The organism is Streptomyces sp. NPDC053432 (assembly GCF_055585365.1).
The window spans coordinates 61298-78007 of the sequence record NZ_JBVJKF010000027.1 but is presented as its reverse complement, the minus strand read 5'-3'; the positions used below and the strand labels follow the sequence as shown (position 1 = coordinate 78007).

General features: G+C 73.0%; 16 protein-coding genes. 8 read left to right on the top strand and 8 right to left on the bottom strand.

All coding sequences use genetic code 11. The annotated features are described in order from the left end of the window. Positions 1 to 187 precede the first annotated feature (187 nt). The 3 genes from ACZ6Y1_RS32670 to ACZ6Y1_RS32660 are packed head-to-tail and all read left to right on the top strand — an operon-like array spanning position 188 to position 2407. Positions 188 to 1495 carry a DUF3616 domain-containing protein gene (locus ACZ6Y1_RS32670; RefSeq protein WP_469638494.1) on the top strand — a complete coding sequence of 436 codons (1308 nt, stop codon included), beginning with the start codon at positions 188 to 190 and terminating at the stop codon, positions 1493 to 1495. A 55-nt stretch (positions 1496 to 1550) separates the two neighbouring features. Then, positions 1551 to 1871 (top strand): DMT family transporter, encoded by a 321-nt coding sequence (locus tag ACZ6Y1_RS32665; RefSeq protein ID WP_469638413.1) that lies wholly within the window; start codon positions 1551 to 1553, stop codon positions 1869 to 1871. After that, a complete protein-coding gene (locus ACZ6Y1_RS32660) occupies positions 1871 to 2407 on the top strand; it encodes a TetR/AcrR family transcriptional regulator (protein WP_469638410.1) in 537 nt (178 codons plus the stop codon). Before ACZ6Y1_RS32665 ends, ACZ6Y1_RS32660 begins: the two co-directional genes overlap by 1 nt. Before the next feature lie 415 nt (positions 2408 to 2822). On the opposite strand, the gene ACZ6Y1_RS32655 is transcribed toward ACZ6Y1_RS32660, so the two are convergent. After that, entirely contained in the window at positions 2823 to 3698 is an 876-nt protein-coding gene (locus ACZ6Y1_RS32655; protein ID WP_469638407.1) for a winged helix-turn-helix transcriptional regulator, read from the bottom strand. Here ACZ6Y1_RS32655 and ACZ6Y1_RS32650 point away from each other — a divergent pair. Together ACZ6Y1_RS32650 and dapD are read left to right on the top strand one after the other, a co-directional pair. Beyond that, positions 3697 to 5019 (top strand): MFS transporter, encoded by a 1323-nt coding sequence (locus ACZ6Y1_RS32650; protein ID WP_469638404.1) that lies wholly within the window; start codon positions 3697 to 3699, stop codon positions 5017 to 5019. The genes ACZ6Y1_RS32655 and ACZ6Y1_RS32650 overlap by 2 nt on opposite strands. Positions 5020 to 5028: 9 nt before the next feature. Then, a complete protein-coding gene (dapD, locus tag ACZ6Y1_RS32645) occupies positions 5029 to 6009 on the top strand; it encodes a 2,3,4,5-tetrahydropyridine-2,6-dicarboxylate N-succinyltransferase (protein WP_469638401.1) in 981 nt (326 codons plus the stop codon). Between the two features lie 13 nt (positions 6010 to 6022). Here the strand turns inward: dapD and ACZ6Y1_RS32640 are convergent, their stop codons facing one another. The 4 genes from ACZ6Y1_RS32640 to ACZ6Y1_RS32625 form a co-directional block, all read right to left on the bottom strand. Beyond that, entirely contained in the window at positions 6023 to 6508 is a 486-nt protein-coding gene (locus tag ACZ6Y1_RS32640) for a hypothetical protein (protein ID WP_469638397.1), read from the bottom strand. A 90-nt stretch (positions 6509 to 6598) separates the two neighbouring features. Beyond that, positions 6599 to 6853, bottom strand: a complete 255-nt coding sequence (locus ACZ6Y1_RS32635) for a hypothetical protein (protein ID WP_469638394.1) — start codon at positions 6851 to 6853, stop codon at positions 6599 to 6601. A gap of 189 nt (positions 6854 to 7042) precedes the next feature. After that, positions 7043 to 7507 carry a GNAT family N-acetyltransferase gene (locus tag ACZ6Y1_RS32630; RefSeq protein ID WP_469638391.1) on the bottom strand — a complete coding sequence of 155 codons (465 nt, stop codon included), beginning with the start codon at positions 7505 to 7507 and terminating at the stop codon, positions 7043 to 7045. Between the two features lie 60 nt (positions 7508 to 7567). Next, positions 7568 to 9409 (bottom strand): endonuclease/exonuclease/phosphatase family protein, encoded by a 1842-nt coding sequence (locus ACZ6Y1_RS32625; protein WP_469638388.1) that lies wholly within the window; start codon positions 9407 to 9409, stop codon positions 7568 to 7570. Between the two features lie 287 nt (positions 9410 to 9696). Between ACZ6Y1_RS32625 and ACZ6Y1_RS32620 the strand changes: the two genes are divergently transcribed. From ACZ6Y1_RS32620 to ACZ6Y1_RS32610, 3 genes are all read left to right on the top strand, one after another. Continuing rightward, positions 9697 to 11181, top strand: a complete 1485-nt coding sequence (locus ACZ6Y1_RS32620; protein WP_469638385.1) for a hypothetical protein — start codon at positions 9697 to 9699, stop codon at positions 11179 to 11181. Between the two features lie 111 nt (positions 11182 to 11292). Next, positions 11293 to 12738 carry an argininosuccinate synthase gene (argG, locus tag ACZ6Y1_RS32615; RefSeq protein ID WP_469638382.1) on the top strand — a complete coding sequence of 482 codons (1446 nt, stop codon included), beginning with the start codon at positions 11293 to 11295 and terminating at the stop codon, positions 12736 to 12738. A gap of 386 nt (positions 12739 to 13124) precedes the next feature. Beyond that, positions 13125 to 14564: an alkaline phosphatase PhoX gene (locus ACZ6Y1_RS32610; protein ID WP_469638378.1), complete on the top strand. Its 1440-nt coding sequence runs from the start codon at positions 13125 to 13127 to the stop codon at positions 14562 to 14564. 54 nt (positions 14565 to 14618) lie between these two features. Here ACZ6Y1_RS32610 and ACZ6Y1_RS32605 read toward each other — a convergent pair whose 3' ends face one another. The 3 genes from ACZ6Y1_RS32605 to ACZ6Y1_RS32595 form a co-directional block, all read right to left on the bottom strand. Then, complete coding sequence (locus ACZ6Y1_RS32605; protein ID WP_376660006.1) at positions 14619 to 14795, bottom strand: hypothetical protein; 177 nt, start codon at positions 14793 to 14795, stop codon at positions 14619 to 14621. A 102-nt stretch (positions 14796 to 14897) separates the two neighbouring features. Then, complete coding sequence (locus ACZ6Y1_RS32600) at positions 14898 to 16148, bottom strand: TerD family protein (protein WP_469638374.1); 1251 nt, start codon at positions 16146 to 16148, stop codon at positions 14898 to 14900. A 61-nt stretch (positions 16149 to 16209) separates the two neighbouring features. Beyond that, entirely contained in the window at positions 16210 to 16431 is a 222-nt protein-coding gene (locus ACZ6Y1_RS32595) for a hypothetical protein (protein WP_469638371.1), read from the bottom strand. Positions 16432 to 16710: the final 279 nt, after the last annotated feature.

Below are 16710 nucleotides of genomic sequence, written 5' to 3'. Positions count from 1 at the left end.
TCGTGCCGGGGGCCCTGGCTGTTCTCCGGGCCGACAAGTGACGTGCACCGGGCGTTGGCCACGGTGGCCGAGCCTTCTCGACGGCGTCACGGAGTGACGCCGTGAGGGAGAGGACGCCACCTTGAAGAAGCAGCTCGGTATCGCGAGTACGGCGGGAATCGCCGCGCTGGTCGTCGCCGCCACCGTCATGCCCGCGCACGCGGTCACCTACGGGACCCCGGTCATCTCGCTGTCCGCCGGCTACCTGTCGGGCTCGGTCGACGGGGTGGGCGACCAGACCGTCGACGTCACCGTCGGTCAGAGCGGCGCCGACGTCTCCGCCCTGGCCGTCAGCGCGTCCGCCTCCAGCAAGGCCTCCGTCGCCGGCACCGGTGACGTCACGGTCACCGGCACCGGGGCCGTGCGCCGGCTGGCCGTCACCGCGCACAGCCGCGGCTACACCACCCTGACGATCAAGGTCACCGGGCTCGGCGGCAAGACCGCCACCAAGACCCTCTCCTACGCCGCCTCCGCCGCCGTCCAGAACCCGGCCGACGCCCGCTACTTCAGCGGCGCCTCGGACTCCTCGGCCGCAGTGGACGTCGGCGGCGGTTACACGGTCGTCGCGGACGACGAGTCGAACGTGCTGCGCCTGTACGACCGTGCCGCCTCCGCCGCCCCCGTGCGGACCTGGGACTTCAGCTCCCAGCTCGGCGTCACCAAGGAGGTGGACATCGAGGGCGCCACCCGGATCGGCGACACCATCTACTGGACGGGTTCGCTCGGCAACAACAAGGACGGCGAGTACAAGGCTCCCCGCAACACCGTCTTCACCACGACGGTGAACGGCTCGGGTCCGGGCACGCAGCTCGCGTACGGGCGCTCGTACAAGAAGCTCCGCGACGACCTGGTGGCCTGGGACGTGGCGAACGGGAACCGGTACGGGTTCGCCGCCGGCACGGCGGCCGGCCAGGTGCCGAAGCAGATCGACGGGTTCAACGTGGAGGGGCTGGAGTTCGCCCCCGGCTCGGCCACCACGGCCTACGTGGGCTTCCGTGCCCCGCTGGCCCCGGCCGTCCTCGGTGGCAAGGCCCTGATCGTGCCGGTCACCAACTTCGACCAGGTCCTGGCGACCGGGGCCAGGGCGGCCGTCGGATCGCCGATCGAACTGGACCTCGGCGGGCTGTCCGTGCGCGACATCCGCAAGAACGCGCAGAACCAGTACCTGATCCTGGCGGGCTCCTGGGCCGCGGACGACAACTCCGACCCCTACGCCCTCTACCAGTGGGACGGCGTCGCGGGCCACGCCCCCGTCAAGCGGGCCGACCTGCCGACCACCGACCCGGGCGGCTGGGAGGCCGTCGTGGAGGTCCCGGACCTGTCGGTGCCGGGGGCGCGGGTGCAGCTGATCACCGACAGCGGCTCGGCCGACCTGTACGGGGACGGCACCGCGGCCAAGGACCTGACGCACCCCGAGTTCAAGAAGTCCCGGGCGGCCTGGTTCACGCTGGACTGAACCCGCGATGTGTACGGGTGTACGCAACGATGCGTACGGCCGTACACTCGCACGCATGCCCTACGTACTGCTTGCCGCCGCCATAGCCGCCGAGGTGGCCGGGACCACCGCGATGAAGTACAGCGAGGGCTTCACGAGGCTGTGGCCCTCGCTGGGCACGCTGCTCGGGTACGTGATCGCCTTCACCCTGCTCTCGCAGACGCTGAAGTCGATGTCGGTGGGCACGGCGTACGCGATCTGGGCGGGCGTCGGCACGGCCGCCATCGCCGCGATAGGCATGGTCTTCATGGGAGAGGCGGCCACCGCGGCCAAGATCGCCGGCCTGGTGCTGGTGATCGCCGGGGTGGTCCTGCTGAACCTCGGCGGGGCGCACTGATGCCGCCGGGCGTACGGCGGTACGACCCCGACCGGCGCCGGCGGATCATCGACGCGGCGATCCGGGTGGTGGGCGCCAAGGGCATCGCGGGGCTGAGCCACCGCACCGTGGCCGCGGAGGCGGACGTACCGCTCGGGTCGACGACGTACCACTTCAAGACGCTGGACGACCTGCTGGTCGCGGCGCTGCGCCAGGCGAACGAGGGCATGGCCCCGGCCATGGCGGTGGGGCCGGGCGAGGACCTCGCGGGTGCGCTGGCGCGTCTGCTGGGGGAGTTCCTGGCGGCGGACCGGGGCCGCGCCGAGCTGGAGTACGAGCTGTACCTGGCGGCCCTGCGGAGGCCGGCGCTGCGGCCGGTGGCGGCGGAGTGGTGCGCGTCGGTCGTGGCGGAGCTGACCCCGCGGACCGATCCGGTGACGGCACGCGCGCTGGTTGCCGTGATGGACGGCATCAGCCTGCAGGTCCTGCTGACGGACGCGGAGTACGACGAGCGCTACGCGCGGGACATCCTGGCCCGGGTCCTGCGGCCCGCCTGAGGCTGGATTCGTCGGCGCGGCGCCGCTGCCGGGGACTCCGCCCCCGGGCCCCCGGTCCTCAAACGCCGGACGGGCTGATCTCGCCTCCGGCGGCGCCTCAAACGCCGGCGGGGCTGGAGTTGCCTCCGGCGGGAGCGAGAATCCAGCCTCGCCGGCGTTTGAGGCGCGGGGTCTGGGGCGGAGCCCCAGGACGGGTCCGGGCGGAGCCCGGGAACGGTGGAGGGCGGGTGGGGGCCACGCTCCGCGCAGCGGCCCCGGCTCCCGGCCACTGGCCCCGGCTCCCGGCCAGGGGCCCCGGCTCCCGGCCAGGGGCCCCGGCCCCCGGCCAGCGGCCCCGGCCTCCGGCCACTGGCCCCGGCCCCCGGTGGCCTCACGGCCGGAGGGGCCCCCGGGCCAGGCGGCGGCCCGCCGGGGTTCAGGGCAGGGCGCGGACCGTGGCCAGGGCGGTGGCCACCGAGGCCTCGATGTCCTGGACCGGGTACATGACCTCCCGCACCACCCGCTCCCGATCCAGCACCAGCGTCAACCGCTTCAGCCGGCTCACCCCCGCCGCCCGGAACGTCGGCAACCGCAGCGCCGCCGTCAGGCCGAGCTCCGCGTCCGACAGCAGCGGGAACCGCAGCCGCTCCTGCTCCGCGAACTCGCGCTGTTCGTCCGGCCGCTGGGTGGAGACCCCGTGCACGGTCGCGCCGGCCGCCGTGAACTCCGCGAGCTGGTCGCGGTACGTGCACGACTCGAACGTGCAGCCCCTCGCGCCCGGGATCCCGCCCCAGCCGGGCGGGTAGGAGTCGGCCCGGGCGTAGGCGCCCGGGAAGCAGTAGAGGACCGTGAACGGCGTCTCCGCCACCGGGTCGCGCAGCTCGCCGAAACGGTCCGGCAGCAGCAGCTCCGGCACCCGCGTGCCGCGCAGCGCGTGCACCCGGGCCGCCTCCTTCGAGGCCTCCTCCGTCGTCGCCGTCATCTCTCCCTCTCCCAGGATCCAGGCGTCCCCCCAGTCCTGGAGCGCGACCAGGACCGGGAGCAGTCCCCGCCCGCGCGGGGTCAGCCGGTATTCGTGCCGCACCGGACGTTCCTGGTACGGCTCGCGCGTCAGCACCCCTGCCTCCACGAGCAGCTTCAGCCGCTCGGCGAGGACCTTGCGTGACATCCCCAGCTCGCGCTGGAGTTCGTCGAAGCGGTGCAGGCCGCGCGCGGTGTCGCGCACGATCAGCAGCGTCCACCAGTCGCCCACGACTTCGAGGGCCTGGGCGATGGAGCAGTCGGCGTCGCCGAGGTGCGTGCGCTGGGCCATGGGACTCCTTTTTCCGTTGACCCGAGGCTGTCATGCTGCCATAGTCCGTTCCCAAAAGGAACTAACTACGGAACGCGGGGGAACGGGTGTGCTGCAGGGGTTCAAGGACGTACCGAAGGTCGTGTGGCTGCTGGCTGCGGGGATCTTCGTCAATGCCGTCGCAAGCTTCACGTTCGTCTTCGTCTTCCTCTACCTGACCGGCCCGCGCGGCCTCGGCACCGCCCAGGCGGGCCTGCTGGTCGGCGTCGGCGGCGTCGGCCTGGTCGCCGGGAACTTCACCGGCGGCTGGTACGGCGACCGGTTCGGCCACCGCCGCGTGCTGCTCAGCGCCTCCGCGCTCGGCGGCACCGCCCTCGTCGTCCTGCCGGCGGTTCCCACCGCGCTGCTGGCGCTGGTCCTGCCGCTAGCCCAGTACGCCTCCGGCGTGATCCGCGCCGCCAACTCCGCACTGGTCGCCGTGACCGTGCCGGAGGGCTCCCGGCGCCAGGCCTTCGCCGTCACCCGCTCCCTGTCCAACGCCGGCTTCGCGGCGGGCGGGCCGCTCGGGGCGCTGATCGCGACCGGGCTCTCGTACGACTGGCTCTTCGTCGCGGACGGCCTCGGCACCCTCCTCTTCGCCCTCTGGACCGCCCGGGTCGTCCCAGCCCGGGCTCCCAGGAGCCCCTCCGCGGCCCCGGACGGGGGTCTGGGCCGCGGAGGGCTCCTGCGGGAGCTGCGCGCGAGGCCGGCCGTCCTCGTGCTGCTCGGCGCGATCGCCGTCATCGACCTCGTCTACCGCCAGCACCTCACGACGTTCCCGGTGTACCTGGCCGACCACGGCATGGACACGCGTGCGTACGGGATGCTCATCGCGATCAACGGCGGCGTCATCATGCTCCTGGAGATCCCCGCCGCCCTCGCGCTGCGTCGACGCCCGCCCCTGCACGTCGTCGGATGCGGTCTGGTCCTGGTCGGCGGCGGCTACGCGATGCTGCTGCTCGGGGTGGGCCTCGCGACCGCCGCCGCGATGATGGTGCTGCTCACCCTCGGCGAGATCCTCTACAAGACCACCGCCACCGCGTACGTCGCCGACGAGTCGCCCGAGCACGCCATCGGCCGGTTCCAGAGCCTCTACGCGGGCGTGTCCATCAGCGGTGTCGTCCTCGCGGCGCCCCTCGGCGGCGCCCTGTACTCCCGGGCGCCCGGCCTGCTGTGGCCCCTGTGCGCGACCCTCGGCGTTGCCGCCGGGGCAACCGTGCTGGCCATGGGCGTGCGGGAGGCGCGGCGACGCGCACGACCGGCACATGAGACCGGTTCGCCCAGGGCGGCCGTCGCCGGTTAGGTTTCGGGCATGACTGCTACGCGTACCACCGGCGCCGTCGCCGCCGGACTTGCCACCATCACCGCCGACGGCACCGTCCTCGACACCTGGTTCCCCGCCCCCGAGCTGGTCGCCGAGCCCGGCCCGGCCGGCACCGAGCGCCTCACCGCCGAGCAGGCCGTGGAGCTCCTCGGCGCCGCCGCGGCCAAGGCGATCCGCAACGACGCGGTCCGCGGCGTCGAGGTCGTAGCCGTCCGCACCGTCATCGCCTCCCTGGAGGACAAGCCGCTGGACGCGCACGACGCGTACCTGCGCCTGCACCTCCTCAGCCACCGCCTGGTCAAGCCGCACGGCCAGAACCTGGACGGCGTGTTCGGCCTGCTGACCAACGTCGCCTGGACCTCGCTGGGCCCGGTCGCCGTCGACCAGGTCGAGACCGTCCGCCTCAACGCCCGCGCCGAGGGCCTGCACCTCCAGGTCACCTCGATCGACAAGTTCCCGCGGATGACGGACTACGTCGCCCCCAAGGGCGTGCGCATCGCCGACGCCGACCGGGTCCGCCTGGGCGCGCACCTCGCCGAGGGCACCACCGTCATGCACGAGGGCTTCGTCAACTTCAACGCGGGCACCCTCGGCACCTCCATGGTCGAGGGCCGCATCTCCGCGGGCGTCGTGGTCGGCGACGGCTCCGACATCGGCGGCGGCGCCTCCACCATGGGCACCCTCTCGGGCGGCGGCAAGCAGATCATCTCGATCGGCGAGCGCACCCTGATCGGCGCCGAGGCGGGCATCGGCATCGCGCTCGGCAGCGAGTGCGTGGTCGAGGCCGGCCTGTACGTCACCGCGGGCACCCGGGTCACCCTGCCGGACGGCCAGGTCGTCAAGGCCCTGGAGCTCTCCGGCGCCGACAACATCCTCTTCCGCCGCAACTCGGTCACCGGTGCCGTCGAGGCCCGCCCGTACAAGGCGAACTGGGGCGGCCTGAACGAGGTCCTGCACAGCCACAACTGACGCCCACGGGCCGTCACCGGGCGCCCTCCGGCCGCACCGCGGCCGGGGGGCGCCTGCGCGTCCGGCGGGCTGCCGCCGCGTACGCCCGCTCGATCTCGCCCAGGTACTGCTCCAAGCGGAAGCGGACCTCCTCGACCGGCCCTCCGCCGGGGCCCGGGTACATGAGGTCGGACCAGACGACCGTCCCGCCCCGCAGCCGGACCCGGAGCGACAGCCTCTCCGGCCCCTGCTCGGGCTGCCGCCGGGCGGCCACGTCCACCGTGCGCGGCGCGTCCGCCGGGTAGAGCGGTCCGCCGGGCCGCAGCAGCAGGACCGGGTCGATGCCCGCCATCCTGCTGTCGCTGCGCGCGACCAGGTCGAGGCCGTCGACGAAGAGGCAGGTGTGCACGGCGGTGCACACCGGGGGCCCGGGGCACGCGCTGATGAGGAGCGTGCTCTGCGTGCTGCGCTGCGCCCCGGGCGCTGCGGCCCGCGGGCCGCGCCGGGATCTACGGGGCATCCGCCCAGTGTGTGGTCATGGACGGATCGTAGCGGCAGCGCCCTCCCACCCCGAGCGGGTGGGAGGGCGCTGCCGGTGTGCGCGCGGGCGTCAGCTCAGCGGGATCCGGCGGACCAGGCCGGCGAAGGCCTCCTTCTCCGCCTCCGTCAGCTCCACCGCCTCCATCGGGTGCGCGGCGGCGCCGCGCTGGGCCGGGATCACCGCCAGGCCGTCGAAGGCGCCCGGCTCGGGGTGGTGGAAGCGGCTGTCCCACAGCATGTGGCCGAGGCCGACGAGCCAGACGATGGCCGCGACCAGCAGGACGGCGAGGCCGATTTCCTGGGCGAGGGAGATGGAGGGGAACACGCGGTCCTCCAGACGAGGATGCAAGATCGGGCGTGGGGGTCCGTGGAGATGCGTGGAGATACTCAACACCACCAACCGGTCGATTCGGCAGGGATGTGGTGAGCGTCACGCCAGGGCCGAAAGGCCCTGCTTCGGGCCGCGCCGGGCCTCTTCGGGCCGCGCCGGCCGCCTCGGCCGAGTCCGTCCGCGTCAGTCCGTCAGGGACAGCTTGAAGCCCTCGTGGCTGCGCGCGAAGCCGAGCCGCTCGTAGAAGCGGTGGGCGGCCGTGCGCCGCTTGTTGCTGGTCAGCTGGACCAGCCCGCAGCCGCGCCCGCGGGCCCGCGCCACGGCCAGCCGCATCAGCTCCGCGCCGAGCCCCTCGCCGCGGCGGTCCGCGCGGACCCGTACGGCCTCCACCAGCGCCCGCTCCCGCCCGTTCCGGCCCAGGCCCGGTATGTACGTCAGTTGGAGGCAGCCGAGGACGACCCCGTCCAGGCCGTCCCGCCCGTCCGTCAGGACCAGGATCTCGTTGCGGGCGTCCGCCGCGATGGACGCGAAGGCCCGCTCGCTCGCCCCGTCGACCACGACCGTGGCGGGGTCCACGACCCCGTCCTCGTCGGCGAGCAGGGCGAGTACGGCGGGCAGGTCCTGACGGGTGGCCTCACGGAAGTCCATGCCGCCGATTGTGGCAGGGGGTCCGGCCGGGACGGCGGCCGGACCCCCTGCGGCCTGCGGCTACGGGCGGAAGCGCAGCACCTGCGGGTCGTGGTCGCTGTTCTGGACCGAGAACTCCGCGTTGATGTGCACGCTGTCGTAGGTGAAGTTCTTGATCGACGGGCTGGTCAGGATCTGGTCCAGCACCTGCGCGTTGCCCTGGTAGACGTAGGAGTACCGCTCCGCCTTCGGCAGCGACTTGATCGCCGGGTAGAGCGCCCCGCCGTCCGCGAGCGCCTGCGTGGTCGCCGAGAACTCGAAGTCGTTGATGTCACCGAGGACGAGGACGTTCGCGTTGTTCTCGGCCGCGAGGAGCTCCTTGACGAAGCCGTTCACGGCCTGCGCCTGGAGCAGCCGCTTGGCCTCCGACGAGCGCACCGGCGGCTGGTGGTGCGAGGTCAGGCCCTCGTCGCCGCCCTTGGAGCCGAAGTGGTTGGCGATCACGAAGACGGTCCGGCCGCGGAAGACGAACTCGCCGGCCAGCGGCTTGCGGCTGTCGGCCCACGCCGGGTTCGCCGGGTCGATCCGGCCGGGGGAGTGGGTGAGGGCCGCGTGGCCGTTCTCCCGCACCACGCCGTTGGCGGTCGTCGCGTCGCCCGCGGCACGGTCGGTGAAGGAGACGCGGGCGGGGTTGAAGAGGAACACCTGGCGGATGTTGCCGCCGGGCTCACCGCCGTCCTTCTTGTCCTCCGGGTTGATGCTGCGCCACTGGTACGCCGGGCCGCCCGCCGCGGCGATCGCCGCGGTGAACTTGGCCAGCGTCTGCTCCGCGGAGACGGTGCCGTCGTTCTTGGCGCCGTTGTCGTCCTGGATCTCCTCCAGGGCGAGGATGTCGGGGGAGGCGAGGTTCTCGACGACCGCCTTGGCGAGGTTGTCGAACTTCTCCTGCGGGTCGGTCGGGTCGAGGTTCTCGACGTTGTACGTCGCCACCGCGAGCTCGCCCGGGCTCTGCGCCTTGGTCTTCTCGGGGGCGAGGGTGCCGGCCTTGACGGTGCCGAGGGTGCGGGCCACCAGCGTGTAGCCGCCGAACTGGTTGAAGTCCAGGGGGCCTTCGGTGGTGCCGGTCAGCCGGTCGCCGACGTTGGCCACCGGGAAGGGCTGCTGCGCGAGCGGCGCGAGCTGCTGGATCTGGAGGCGGCCGGTGTTCTGGGACTCGTACGAGCCGTAGACCGTGCCACCGCGCTTGGCGGGGTTCTCCCAGCCCTTGACCGTGACCCACAGCTCCGCGTGCGGGTCGGTGGCGCCGACCACGCGCGAGGTGCCGATCGCGACGTTCATGCCCTCGAGGGACTCGTAGTGGTCCAGGGCGTAGCGCGAGGGCTCCAGGGTCAGGCCGTTGATGCTGCCGGCGGCGGCCGGGTCGCCCGCGGGGGCGTATTCGGCGGGCACCGAGTACTCGTTGATCTGGACGGCCTCGGGCAGGGCGTTGCCCGACGAGACCACGGTGACGGTCGGCTTCGAGATCTGGGTCACCGACTGGTTGCCGGAGTTCAGGCCGCCGGGGACGTACTCCCCGACCGTGCCGGAGACCTGGACCGCGTCGCCCACGGCGACGGTGGGGACGGAGCTGGTGAAGACGAACACGCCTTCGCTGGTGGCGTCGTTGTCGTCGGCGTTCGGGTCCTGGATCCAGAAACCGCGCGAACCGTAGGTACGGACGCCCGTCACGATGCCTTCGACGCCGGCGACCTGCTTGCCGACCAGCGGGGATATCCGGGTGGTGCCCTGAATGTCGTGGATGCGTATCGGATCGGCGGACACGGCGCCTTCGGCCGCGTCGGCGGAGCCCGCGAGCAGGCCGGTGGCCAGTGCGGTGGCGACGAGGGCCGCGACGGCGGCGGAACGGGGATGCGAGGAGCGCATGGTCGGGAACTCCGGTGTGGGATGAGGGAAAACGCAGAAGGGGGGTGGGCATGGGGCTCCGTGAGAGGTCGCCCCCCGGGATCCCGACATGTCTACGCGCGTCAATTTCCTGTGTGGTCAGCAAAGTTGTCAAGCCCTCCAGGGAATACGCCGGTTGACTGTGGGATGAACCAAAGGTGATGGGGCGCCAGGCGCGCCCGAAATGCGTCTACGCTGAGGCCTCCGGCCGGTCGTCGGCCGGGCCTCCCGGCCACCCACAGCGTTCGTTTCGCGAGGAGAACCGCCCCATGTCCGCAGAGCCGCACCCCACGCTGCCGCCGGTACGGCTGCCCGCCGATGCGGAACTGGCCCGCGACGCCCTCGGCGCCCCGTTGTTCGCCAGGGCCGTACGGCTGGCCCGTTGGGCCGGACCGGAGACCCGCATCGAGGTCGGCGGTGAACTCGCCGCGGACCAACTGCCCCTGGCGGCAAAGGAGCTCGGACTCGACACTTCCGACGAGGACTCCGTCGTGCACGCGAGCCAGGCCTGGCGGGTGGCCGTCGACACCGGGCTGGTCGACGTGACCGAGCCGGAGGACGCGTCGGAGGAAGCGGAGGGGGAGCCCGGCACCGCCGCGCCCGGCGAGGACCTCGCGCTGGTGACGGGAGGCACGCCCACCGACGTGCTCGACCTGTGGCTGGCCGCCCTCGACACGGTGCTCGCCGACGCCGCCGTGCCCGACCTGGACGACCTCGTCGACGCGCTGGACGCGGGGGGCGAGATCGACTTCGACCGGCTGGACTGGAACCCGGGCCGCGAGGCCGACTTCCTCGACGGGGTCCTCGCCAACCTCTACCTGCTCACCGTCGCCGAGGGCGGAACGGCCGACGGGCCGGTTCCGCTGCCCGTTCTCGCCGCGTCGATGGTCGTGCCCGACGGCATGGGCGACCCGACCGACGCCGTGCTGGAGCAGGTCTCGGACGCGATGATGCGGCTCGACGACCAGTTCCGGCAGCTGGAGCCGATCGGCCTGGTGGAGTACCGGCCGGTCGACGAGGCGCTGATGGCGGAGACCGACGAGGCGGAGGCGGACGGCGCGGACGGCGCGGACGGCGACGCGGACGAGGAGGACGTGTCCCGCTACGGGATGGTCCGGCTGACCCCGCTCGGCCGGTACGGCATCCGCGCACGGATGCTGGAGGCCGGGGTCGAGGCCCCCGCCGTCGGGGACCTCGCCGACAAGGGCGCCGACGCGCTGCTCGACGGGGTCGCCCGCTACCCGGAGAGTGCCGCCCAGGCAGAGATCGAACAGTGGCTGGCCGGCCGTGACCTGAGCGCCGCCGTCGCCGAACTGCTCGCCGCGGCACGCGGTGACGACGAGGGCGCCCCGCTGCGCCGGCTGCGCTGCCAGCAGGCCCTCGCGCCGGCCGGGCCGGAGGCGGAGCCCGTGGTCCGTGCGGTGCTCGACGACCCGGAGCTCGGCGGTCTCGCACGGGTCTGGCTCGCCGAGCGCGGGGCGGCCGACGTGCCCGCGCCGGACGGGGCGATGGTGTTCTGGCTGACGGTCGACACGATCGCGGCGCAGCTCGCCGCGGACGGGGAGACGGAGGAGCTGCCGCTCCTGATGGAGACCCTCACCGCACACCACACGGGCTTCTTCGACCAGGTGTGGCGGGTGGACCACCCGGCGACGGCGTACGTCCTGGAGGCGATGGGGCGGCTGCACCCGGACAGGAAGGCGGCGAAGGAGGCCCGCAAGGCGGCGTTCAAGGCGCGTTCCCGGCAGTCCTGACCCGGCCGCCCCGGGGGCGGCGCCGACGACCCGGGGCCGGGTGCCGAGCGGCCCCGAGGTCTCCGTGCGCGCGCCTTTGCATGAATATGCGCTTTGGTGCATACTCTTTCCATGTCCAAGGTCCTCACATCCCTGCCCGCCGGCGAACGCGTCGGCATCGCCTTCTCCGGCGGCCTCGACACCTCCGTCGCAGTCGCCTGGATGCGCGACAAGGGTGCAGTCCCGTGCACCTACACCGCCGATATCGGCCAGTACGACGAGCCCGACATCGCCTCGGTGCCCGGCCGTGCCAAGACCTACGGTGCCGAGATCGCGCGCCTCGTCGACTGCCGCGCGTCGCTGGTCGAGGAGGGCCTGGCCGCGCTCACCTGCGGCGCGTTCCACATCCGCTCCGGCGGGCGCGCCTACTTCAACACGACGCCGCTGGGCCGCGCCGTGACCGGCACCCTGCTCGTCCGGGCGATGCTCGAGGACGACGTGCAGATCTGGGGCGACGGCTCGACCTTCAAGGGCAACGACATCGAGCGGTTCTACCGCTACGGTCTGCTCGCCAACCCGCACCTGCGGATCTACAAGCCCTGGCTCGACGCGGACTTCGTCACCGAGCTCGGCGGCCGCAAGGAGATGTCGGAGTGGCTGCTCGCCCACGACCTCCCCTACCGGGACAGCACCGAGAAGGCGTACTCCACCGACGCCAACATCTGGGGCGCCACCCACGAGGCCAAGACCCTGGAGCACCTCGACACGGGTGTCGAGACCGTCGAGCCGATCATGGGCGTGCGGTTCTGGGACCCCTCGGTCCAGATCGCCACCGAGGACGTGACGATCGGCTTCGACCAGGGCCGCCCCGTGACGATCAACGGCAAGAAGTTCGCCTCCGCCGTCGACCTGGTGATGGAGGCCAACTCCATTGGCGGCCGGCACGGCATGGGCATGTCGGACCAGATCGAGAACAGGATCATCGAGGCCAAGAGCCGAGGCATCTACGAGGCCCCGGGCATGGCCCTGCTGCACGCCGCGTACGAGCGTCTCGTCAACGCGATCCACAACGAGGACACCCTCGCGCAGTACCACAACGAGGGCCGGCGCCTCGGCCGCCTCATGTACGAGGGCCGCTGGCTCGACCCGCAGGCGCTGATGGTCCGCGAGTCGCTCCAGCGCTGGGTCGGCTCGGCCGTCACCGGCGAGGTCACCCTCCGGCTGCGGCGCGGTGAGGACTACTCGATCCTCGACACCAAGGGCCCGGCGTTCAGCTACCACCCGGACAAGCTGTCCATGGAGCGCACCGAGGACTCCGCGTTCGGCCCGGTGGACCGGATCGGCCAGCTCACCATGCGCAACCTCGACATCGCCGACTCGCGGGCCAAGCTGGAGCAGTACGCCGGCCTCGGCCTGATCGGCGCCGGCAGCCCCGCCATCGGCGCCGCCCAGGCCGCCGCGACCGGGCTGATCGGCACCATGCCGGAGGGTGGCGCCGAGGCCATCGCCTCCCGCGGTGAGGTCTCCGGCGAAGAGGAGATGCTGGACCGCGCCGCGATGGAGTTCGGCACGGACTGACGCACCGGCCGAAGCACGGACGGAAGCACCGGCCGAAGCACGGACGGAAGCACCGGCCGAAGCGCGGACGGAAGCACGGGCCGAAGCCCGGACCGGGGCCGGATCGGCCCTTCCCGGCCGGTTCGGCGCCCCAGGGCGCCGGGCCGGCCGTCTCCGTTGCCGGGGAACCGGCCGGTTTCGGTGCCTCGTGGCGTCGACGGTGCGGGCGGGGGTTCGGGCAGGGTGTCGACAACAGGACGTTCCTGGTCCGGAGTTGGCCATTCCGTCCATGGGGAAGGGGTCGGCTCCGCTTCGCGGGTAGTTCAGCCGCCGTTCACGTGCGGGCGGGAGCGTGTGCGCCGACGACCGCACGACAGGCGCACCACCTCCCCACCCCTGGAGACCCGATGCCGCTCAGCCGCAGAGACTTCACCGCCCGCACCGTGATCGCCGGTGCGGGAGTCGCCCTCACCGGGACGGTCGGCGCACTCGCCACCGCCCCCGGAGCGCTGGCGGCCGAGGAGGGGGAGCAGCGCGACGAGCGCGGGCGGCCCTGCGAGCCCGGCTACGGCCCCCTCGTCCCCGACCCGGCCGGCATCCTGGCCCTCCCGGCCGGATTCTCGTACCGCGTGATCACCCACAGCGGGGTCACCAAGCTGGAGTCCGGCGAGATCACCCCGTCCAACCACGACGGCACCGCCGCCTTCGCGGGCCACCGGGGCGTCACCCTCCTCGTCAACAACCACGAGCTCAAGGGCCCCCGGTCGAAGTGGACCCACCCCGTCCCGCTCACCGAGGGCCTCGTCTACGACCCGGCCGCGGCCGGCGGCTGCACGGTCGTGGAGGTCCGCCGCGGCGGCGAGGTCGCCGAATGGGTGGGCATCGCCGGCACGTCGACCAACTGCGCGGGCGGCGCCACCCCCTGGGACACCTGGCTGACCTGCGAGGAGAACGAGGACCTCGCCGGCAAGAACGGCATGACCAAGGACCACGGCTACGTCTTCGAGGTCGACCCGCACGACAGCCGCGCCAACCGCGACCCGCAGCCGATCAAGGCCTTCGGCCGGTACGCCCACGAGGCCGTCGTCATCGACCCGCGCCAAGGCCACGCGTACCTGACCGAGGACGCCTCGGGCCCCAACGGGCTGCTCTACCGCTGGACCCCGCCGGCCGGCTTCCGGCACGGGCGCGGCAAGCTCCGTACGCTCGCCGCCGACGCGGGGGTGCTCCAGGCGCCCAAGTGCACCGACAGCTCGGGCCTGTTCGTGGACGACCTCTCCCGCGCCACGAAGATCGGCACCGTGTACGGGGTCGACTGGGTGGACGTGCCGGACCGCGACGCGCGGACCGTGCCGGTGCGCAAGCAGTTCGCGGACGGCACGGTGACGCGCGCCCGCAAGCTGGAGGGCATGTGGTGGGCGGACGGCGGCGCGTACTTCGTCTCCTCGTACGCCCGTGAGGAGAGCCCGGGCGCGGCCCACGACGGCCAGGTGTGGTTCTACGACCCGAAGCGGCGCACCTTCCGGCTGACCGTGCTGCTCGGGGTGAACGCGGACCCGTCGGTGGAGGGCGGCTACGACGGCCCCGACAACATCACCGTGTCCCCGTACGGCGGCCTCGTCATCGCGGAGGACGGCTCGGGGCTCCAGCACCTGTTCGGCGCGACCGAGTCGGGCCGCACCTACCCCCTCGCCCGCAACGAGATGAACCTGGGGACGGCCGAGGCGCCGGATTACTCCGAGTTCACCGGAGTCTGCTTCTCCCCGGACGGGCGCACCCTGTACGCCAACATCCAGGACCCGGGCATCATGCTGGCCATCACCGGGCCGTGGCGGCGCACGCGCTGACGCCTGCCGAAGCCGGTCCGGCGGGAGGCGGACCGGCGCGGGCCGGTCCGGCGGCTACTGGGAGGCGGCGAGTTCGGCGCGGGAGGCCTCGGCCCACTCCGCGAGCAGGAACTCGTACGCCTCCGAGGGCCAGTCGCCGTCCACCCTGGTCTCGACAAGGTGCCGTATCGCCTCGTTCGCCTCGGCGGCGGACGGGCGGGCGGGCCCCGCGGGAGTGAGTGACTGCTTCATGCCTTCAAGGCTACGGGCGGGCACTGACAGCCACCTACGGATTACGCGTGGCATCCATCACCCGCGATGCCCCTCGGTGGCTCCATGTGCCCGCCCACCTGCTCAGAGTGCTTCCGCGGCGGGCTTGACCATGCCGCGCACTGTGCGCGACTTCACAAACTGGCCCATGGCCGTCATCTCCCACTCGCCGGAGAACTGCTTGATCAGCTTGGCCATCATGACCCCGGTCTGCGGCTCGGCGCCGGTGAGGTCGAAGCGCACCAGCTCCTCCCCGGTCGTCCCGTCGATCAGGCGGCAGTAGGCCTTGGCGACGTCGGTGAACTTCTGACCGGAGAAGGAGTTCACCGTGAAGACCAGGCCCGTGGCGTCCGCCGGCAGCCGGCCCAGGTCCACGACGATCACCTCGTCGTCGCCCGCGCCCTCGCCGGTGAGGTTGTCCCCCGAGTGCTTGACGGCGCCGCCCAGGATGGACAGCTTGCCGAACCAGCAGTGGTCGAGGTGGTTGCGCTGCGGGCCGTAGGCGATCACGGACGCGTCGAGGTCGATGGCCCGGCCGCCGTAGGCGGGCTCCCAGCCGAGGCCCATCTTGACCTGCGAGAGCAGCGGGCGGCCGCCCTTGACCAGGGAGACGGTCTGGTTCTTCTGGAGGCTGACCCGGCCCTTGTCCAGGTTGATCTTCCCGGTGCCGGCCGCAGCTGCGGCCGGCACGGGGGCGGGCGGTGCGGGGGGCGCGGCCGGAGCGGGCGTCGTGGCGCCGCCGAGCCAGGGGGAGGCCGGGTAGGAGACGGGCGGGGCAGGGGGTGCGGCGGGCGGCGCCGGGGGCGCGGGCGGGGCGACGGGCGCCGCGGCCGGTGCCGGCTCCTCCTCCACGGTGACCCCGAAGTCCGTGGCGATGCCGGCGAGGCCGTTCGCGTACCCCTGGCCGACCGCGCGGACCTTCCACACGCCGCCGCGCTGGTAGACCTCGACGACGACGAGCGCGGTCTCCGTGCCCAGCCGCGGCGGGGTGAAGGTGGCGATCACCGAGCCGGCGTCGGCATTGCGCACGGTGGCGGTGGGCTCGATGCCCTGGAAGGTCTGCCCGGCTGCATCGGGGCTGGCCGTGACCACGATCCGCTCGATCCCCGGGGGCAGCGCGCCGGTGTCGACGGTGATCGAGTCCGGCGCCGCACCCCCGCCGGAGCGGTAGACGACACCGGGCCCGGTGGGCTGGTTGAAGAAGATGAAGTCGGCGTCGGAACGCACCTTGCCGTCTGCCGCGAGGAGCAGGGCCGACACGTCGAGGCGCACCGGCGCGGCCACGTCCACCGTCACACGGACGGCATTCAGCGGCAGGTTCGAACCAGGGGTCATAGCGTTCATGACCGGAGAACGACCGGAGGGGCTTTGCCGTTCCCTTACCCGGCGCGGGATTTCAGCGCCGGTTGCGGGGGTGGTTGCGGGCGACGCGCTCGTTGCCGAACTTGTACGAGCCGGTCCAGCGGGCCATCACGAGCTGCGGATCCCCGGACTCCACTTCGGCGAGGAACTTCTCGGCCCGGCTCCCGCGGAGCGTGGCCGCCTCGCGGCCCCGATGGGTGATGACGACGGAGTCGTCCCTGTGGCGTTCGTACGAAAAACCGTGCGGCTTGGGCATACCCGGAGGGTGCCCCGCGCGCGGCGGGCCGGGCAACGGGTTTACCGGCGCCGCCGCCGCGACGGCCGGTCCGGGCGGCGGCCCCTGGCCCGGCCTCCGGCCCTGGCCCCGGCCCTGGCCCTTGGTCACGGCCCGGCCTCCGGCCCTGGCCCTGGCCCCGCCCTGGTCACGGCCCGGCCTCCGGCCCCGGCCCTGGCCCCCGGCCACGGCCCGGCCCCCGGTTGCGGTCCCTGGCTCGGGTCCCGGCCCCTGGTTCGGCCTCCGGCCCCGCCCTTGCCC

Coding starts and splice junctions, on each gene's coding strand:
- ACZ6Y1_RS32670 (WP_469638494.1), top strand. CDS start 188: ATGCCCGCGCACGCGGTCACCTACGGGACCCCGGTCATCTCGCTGTCC.
- ACZ6Y1_RS32665 (WP_469638413.1), top strand. CDS start 1,551: ATGCCCTACGTACTGCTTGCCGCCGCCATAGCCGCCGAGGTGGCCGGG.
- ACZ6Y1_RS32660 (WP_469638410.1), top strand. CDS start 1,871: ATGCCGCCGGGCGTACGGCGGTACGACCCCGACCGGCGCCGGCGGATC.
- ACZ6Y1_RS32650 (WP_469638404.1), top strand. CDS start 3,697: ATGGGACTCCTTTTTCCGTTGACCCGAGGCTGTCATGCTGCCATAGTC.
- ACZ6Y1_RS32655 (WP_469638407.1), bottom strand. CDS start 3,698: ATGGCCCAGCGCACGCACCTCGGCGACGCCGACTGCTCCATCGCCCAG.
- dapD (WP_469638401.1), top strand. CDS start 5,029: ATGACTGCTACGCGTACCACCGGCGCCGTCGCCGCCGGACTTGCCACC.
- ACZ6Y1_RS32640 (WP_469638397.1), bottom strand. CDS start 6,508: ATGCCCCGTAGATCCCGGCGCGGCCCGCGGGCCGCAGCGCCCGGGGCG.
- ACZ6Y1_RS32630 (WP_469638391.1), bottom strand. CDS start 7,507: ATGGACTTCCGTGAGGCCACCCGTCAGGACCTGCCCGCCGTACTCGCC.
- ACZ6Y1_RS32625 (WP_469638388.1), bottom strand. CDS start 9,409: ATGCGCTCCTCGCATCCCCGTTCCGCCGCCGTCGCGGCCCTCGTCGCC.
- ACZ6Y1_RS32620 (WP_469638385.1), top strand. CDS start 9,697: ATGTCCGCAGAGCCGCACCCCACGCTGCCGCCGGTACGGCTGCCCGCC.
- argG (WP_469638382.1), top strand. CDS start 11,293: ATGTCCAAGGTCCTCACATCCCTGCCCGCCGGCGAACGCGTCGGCATC.
- ACZ6Y1_RS32610 (WP_469638378.1), top strand. CDS start 13,125: ATGCCGCTCAGCCGCAGAGACTTCACCGCCCGCACCGTGATCGCCGGT.
- ACZ6Y1_RS32605 (WP_376660006.1), bottom strand. CDS start 14,795: ATGAAGCAGTCACTCACTCCCGCGGGGCCCGCCCGCCCGTCCGCCGCC.
- ACZ6Y1_RS32600 (WP_469638374.1), bottom strand. CDS start 16,148: ATGACCCCTGGTTCGAACCTGCCGCTGAATGCCGTCCGTGTGACGGTG.
- ACZ6Y1_RS32595 (WP_469638371.1), bottom strand. CDS start 16,431: ATGCCCAAGCCGCACGGTTTTTCGTACGAACGCCACAGGGACGACTCC.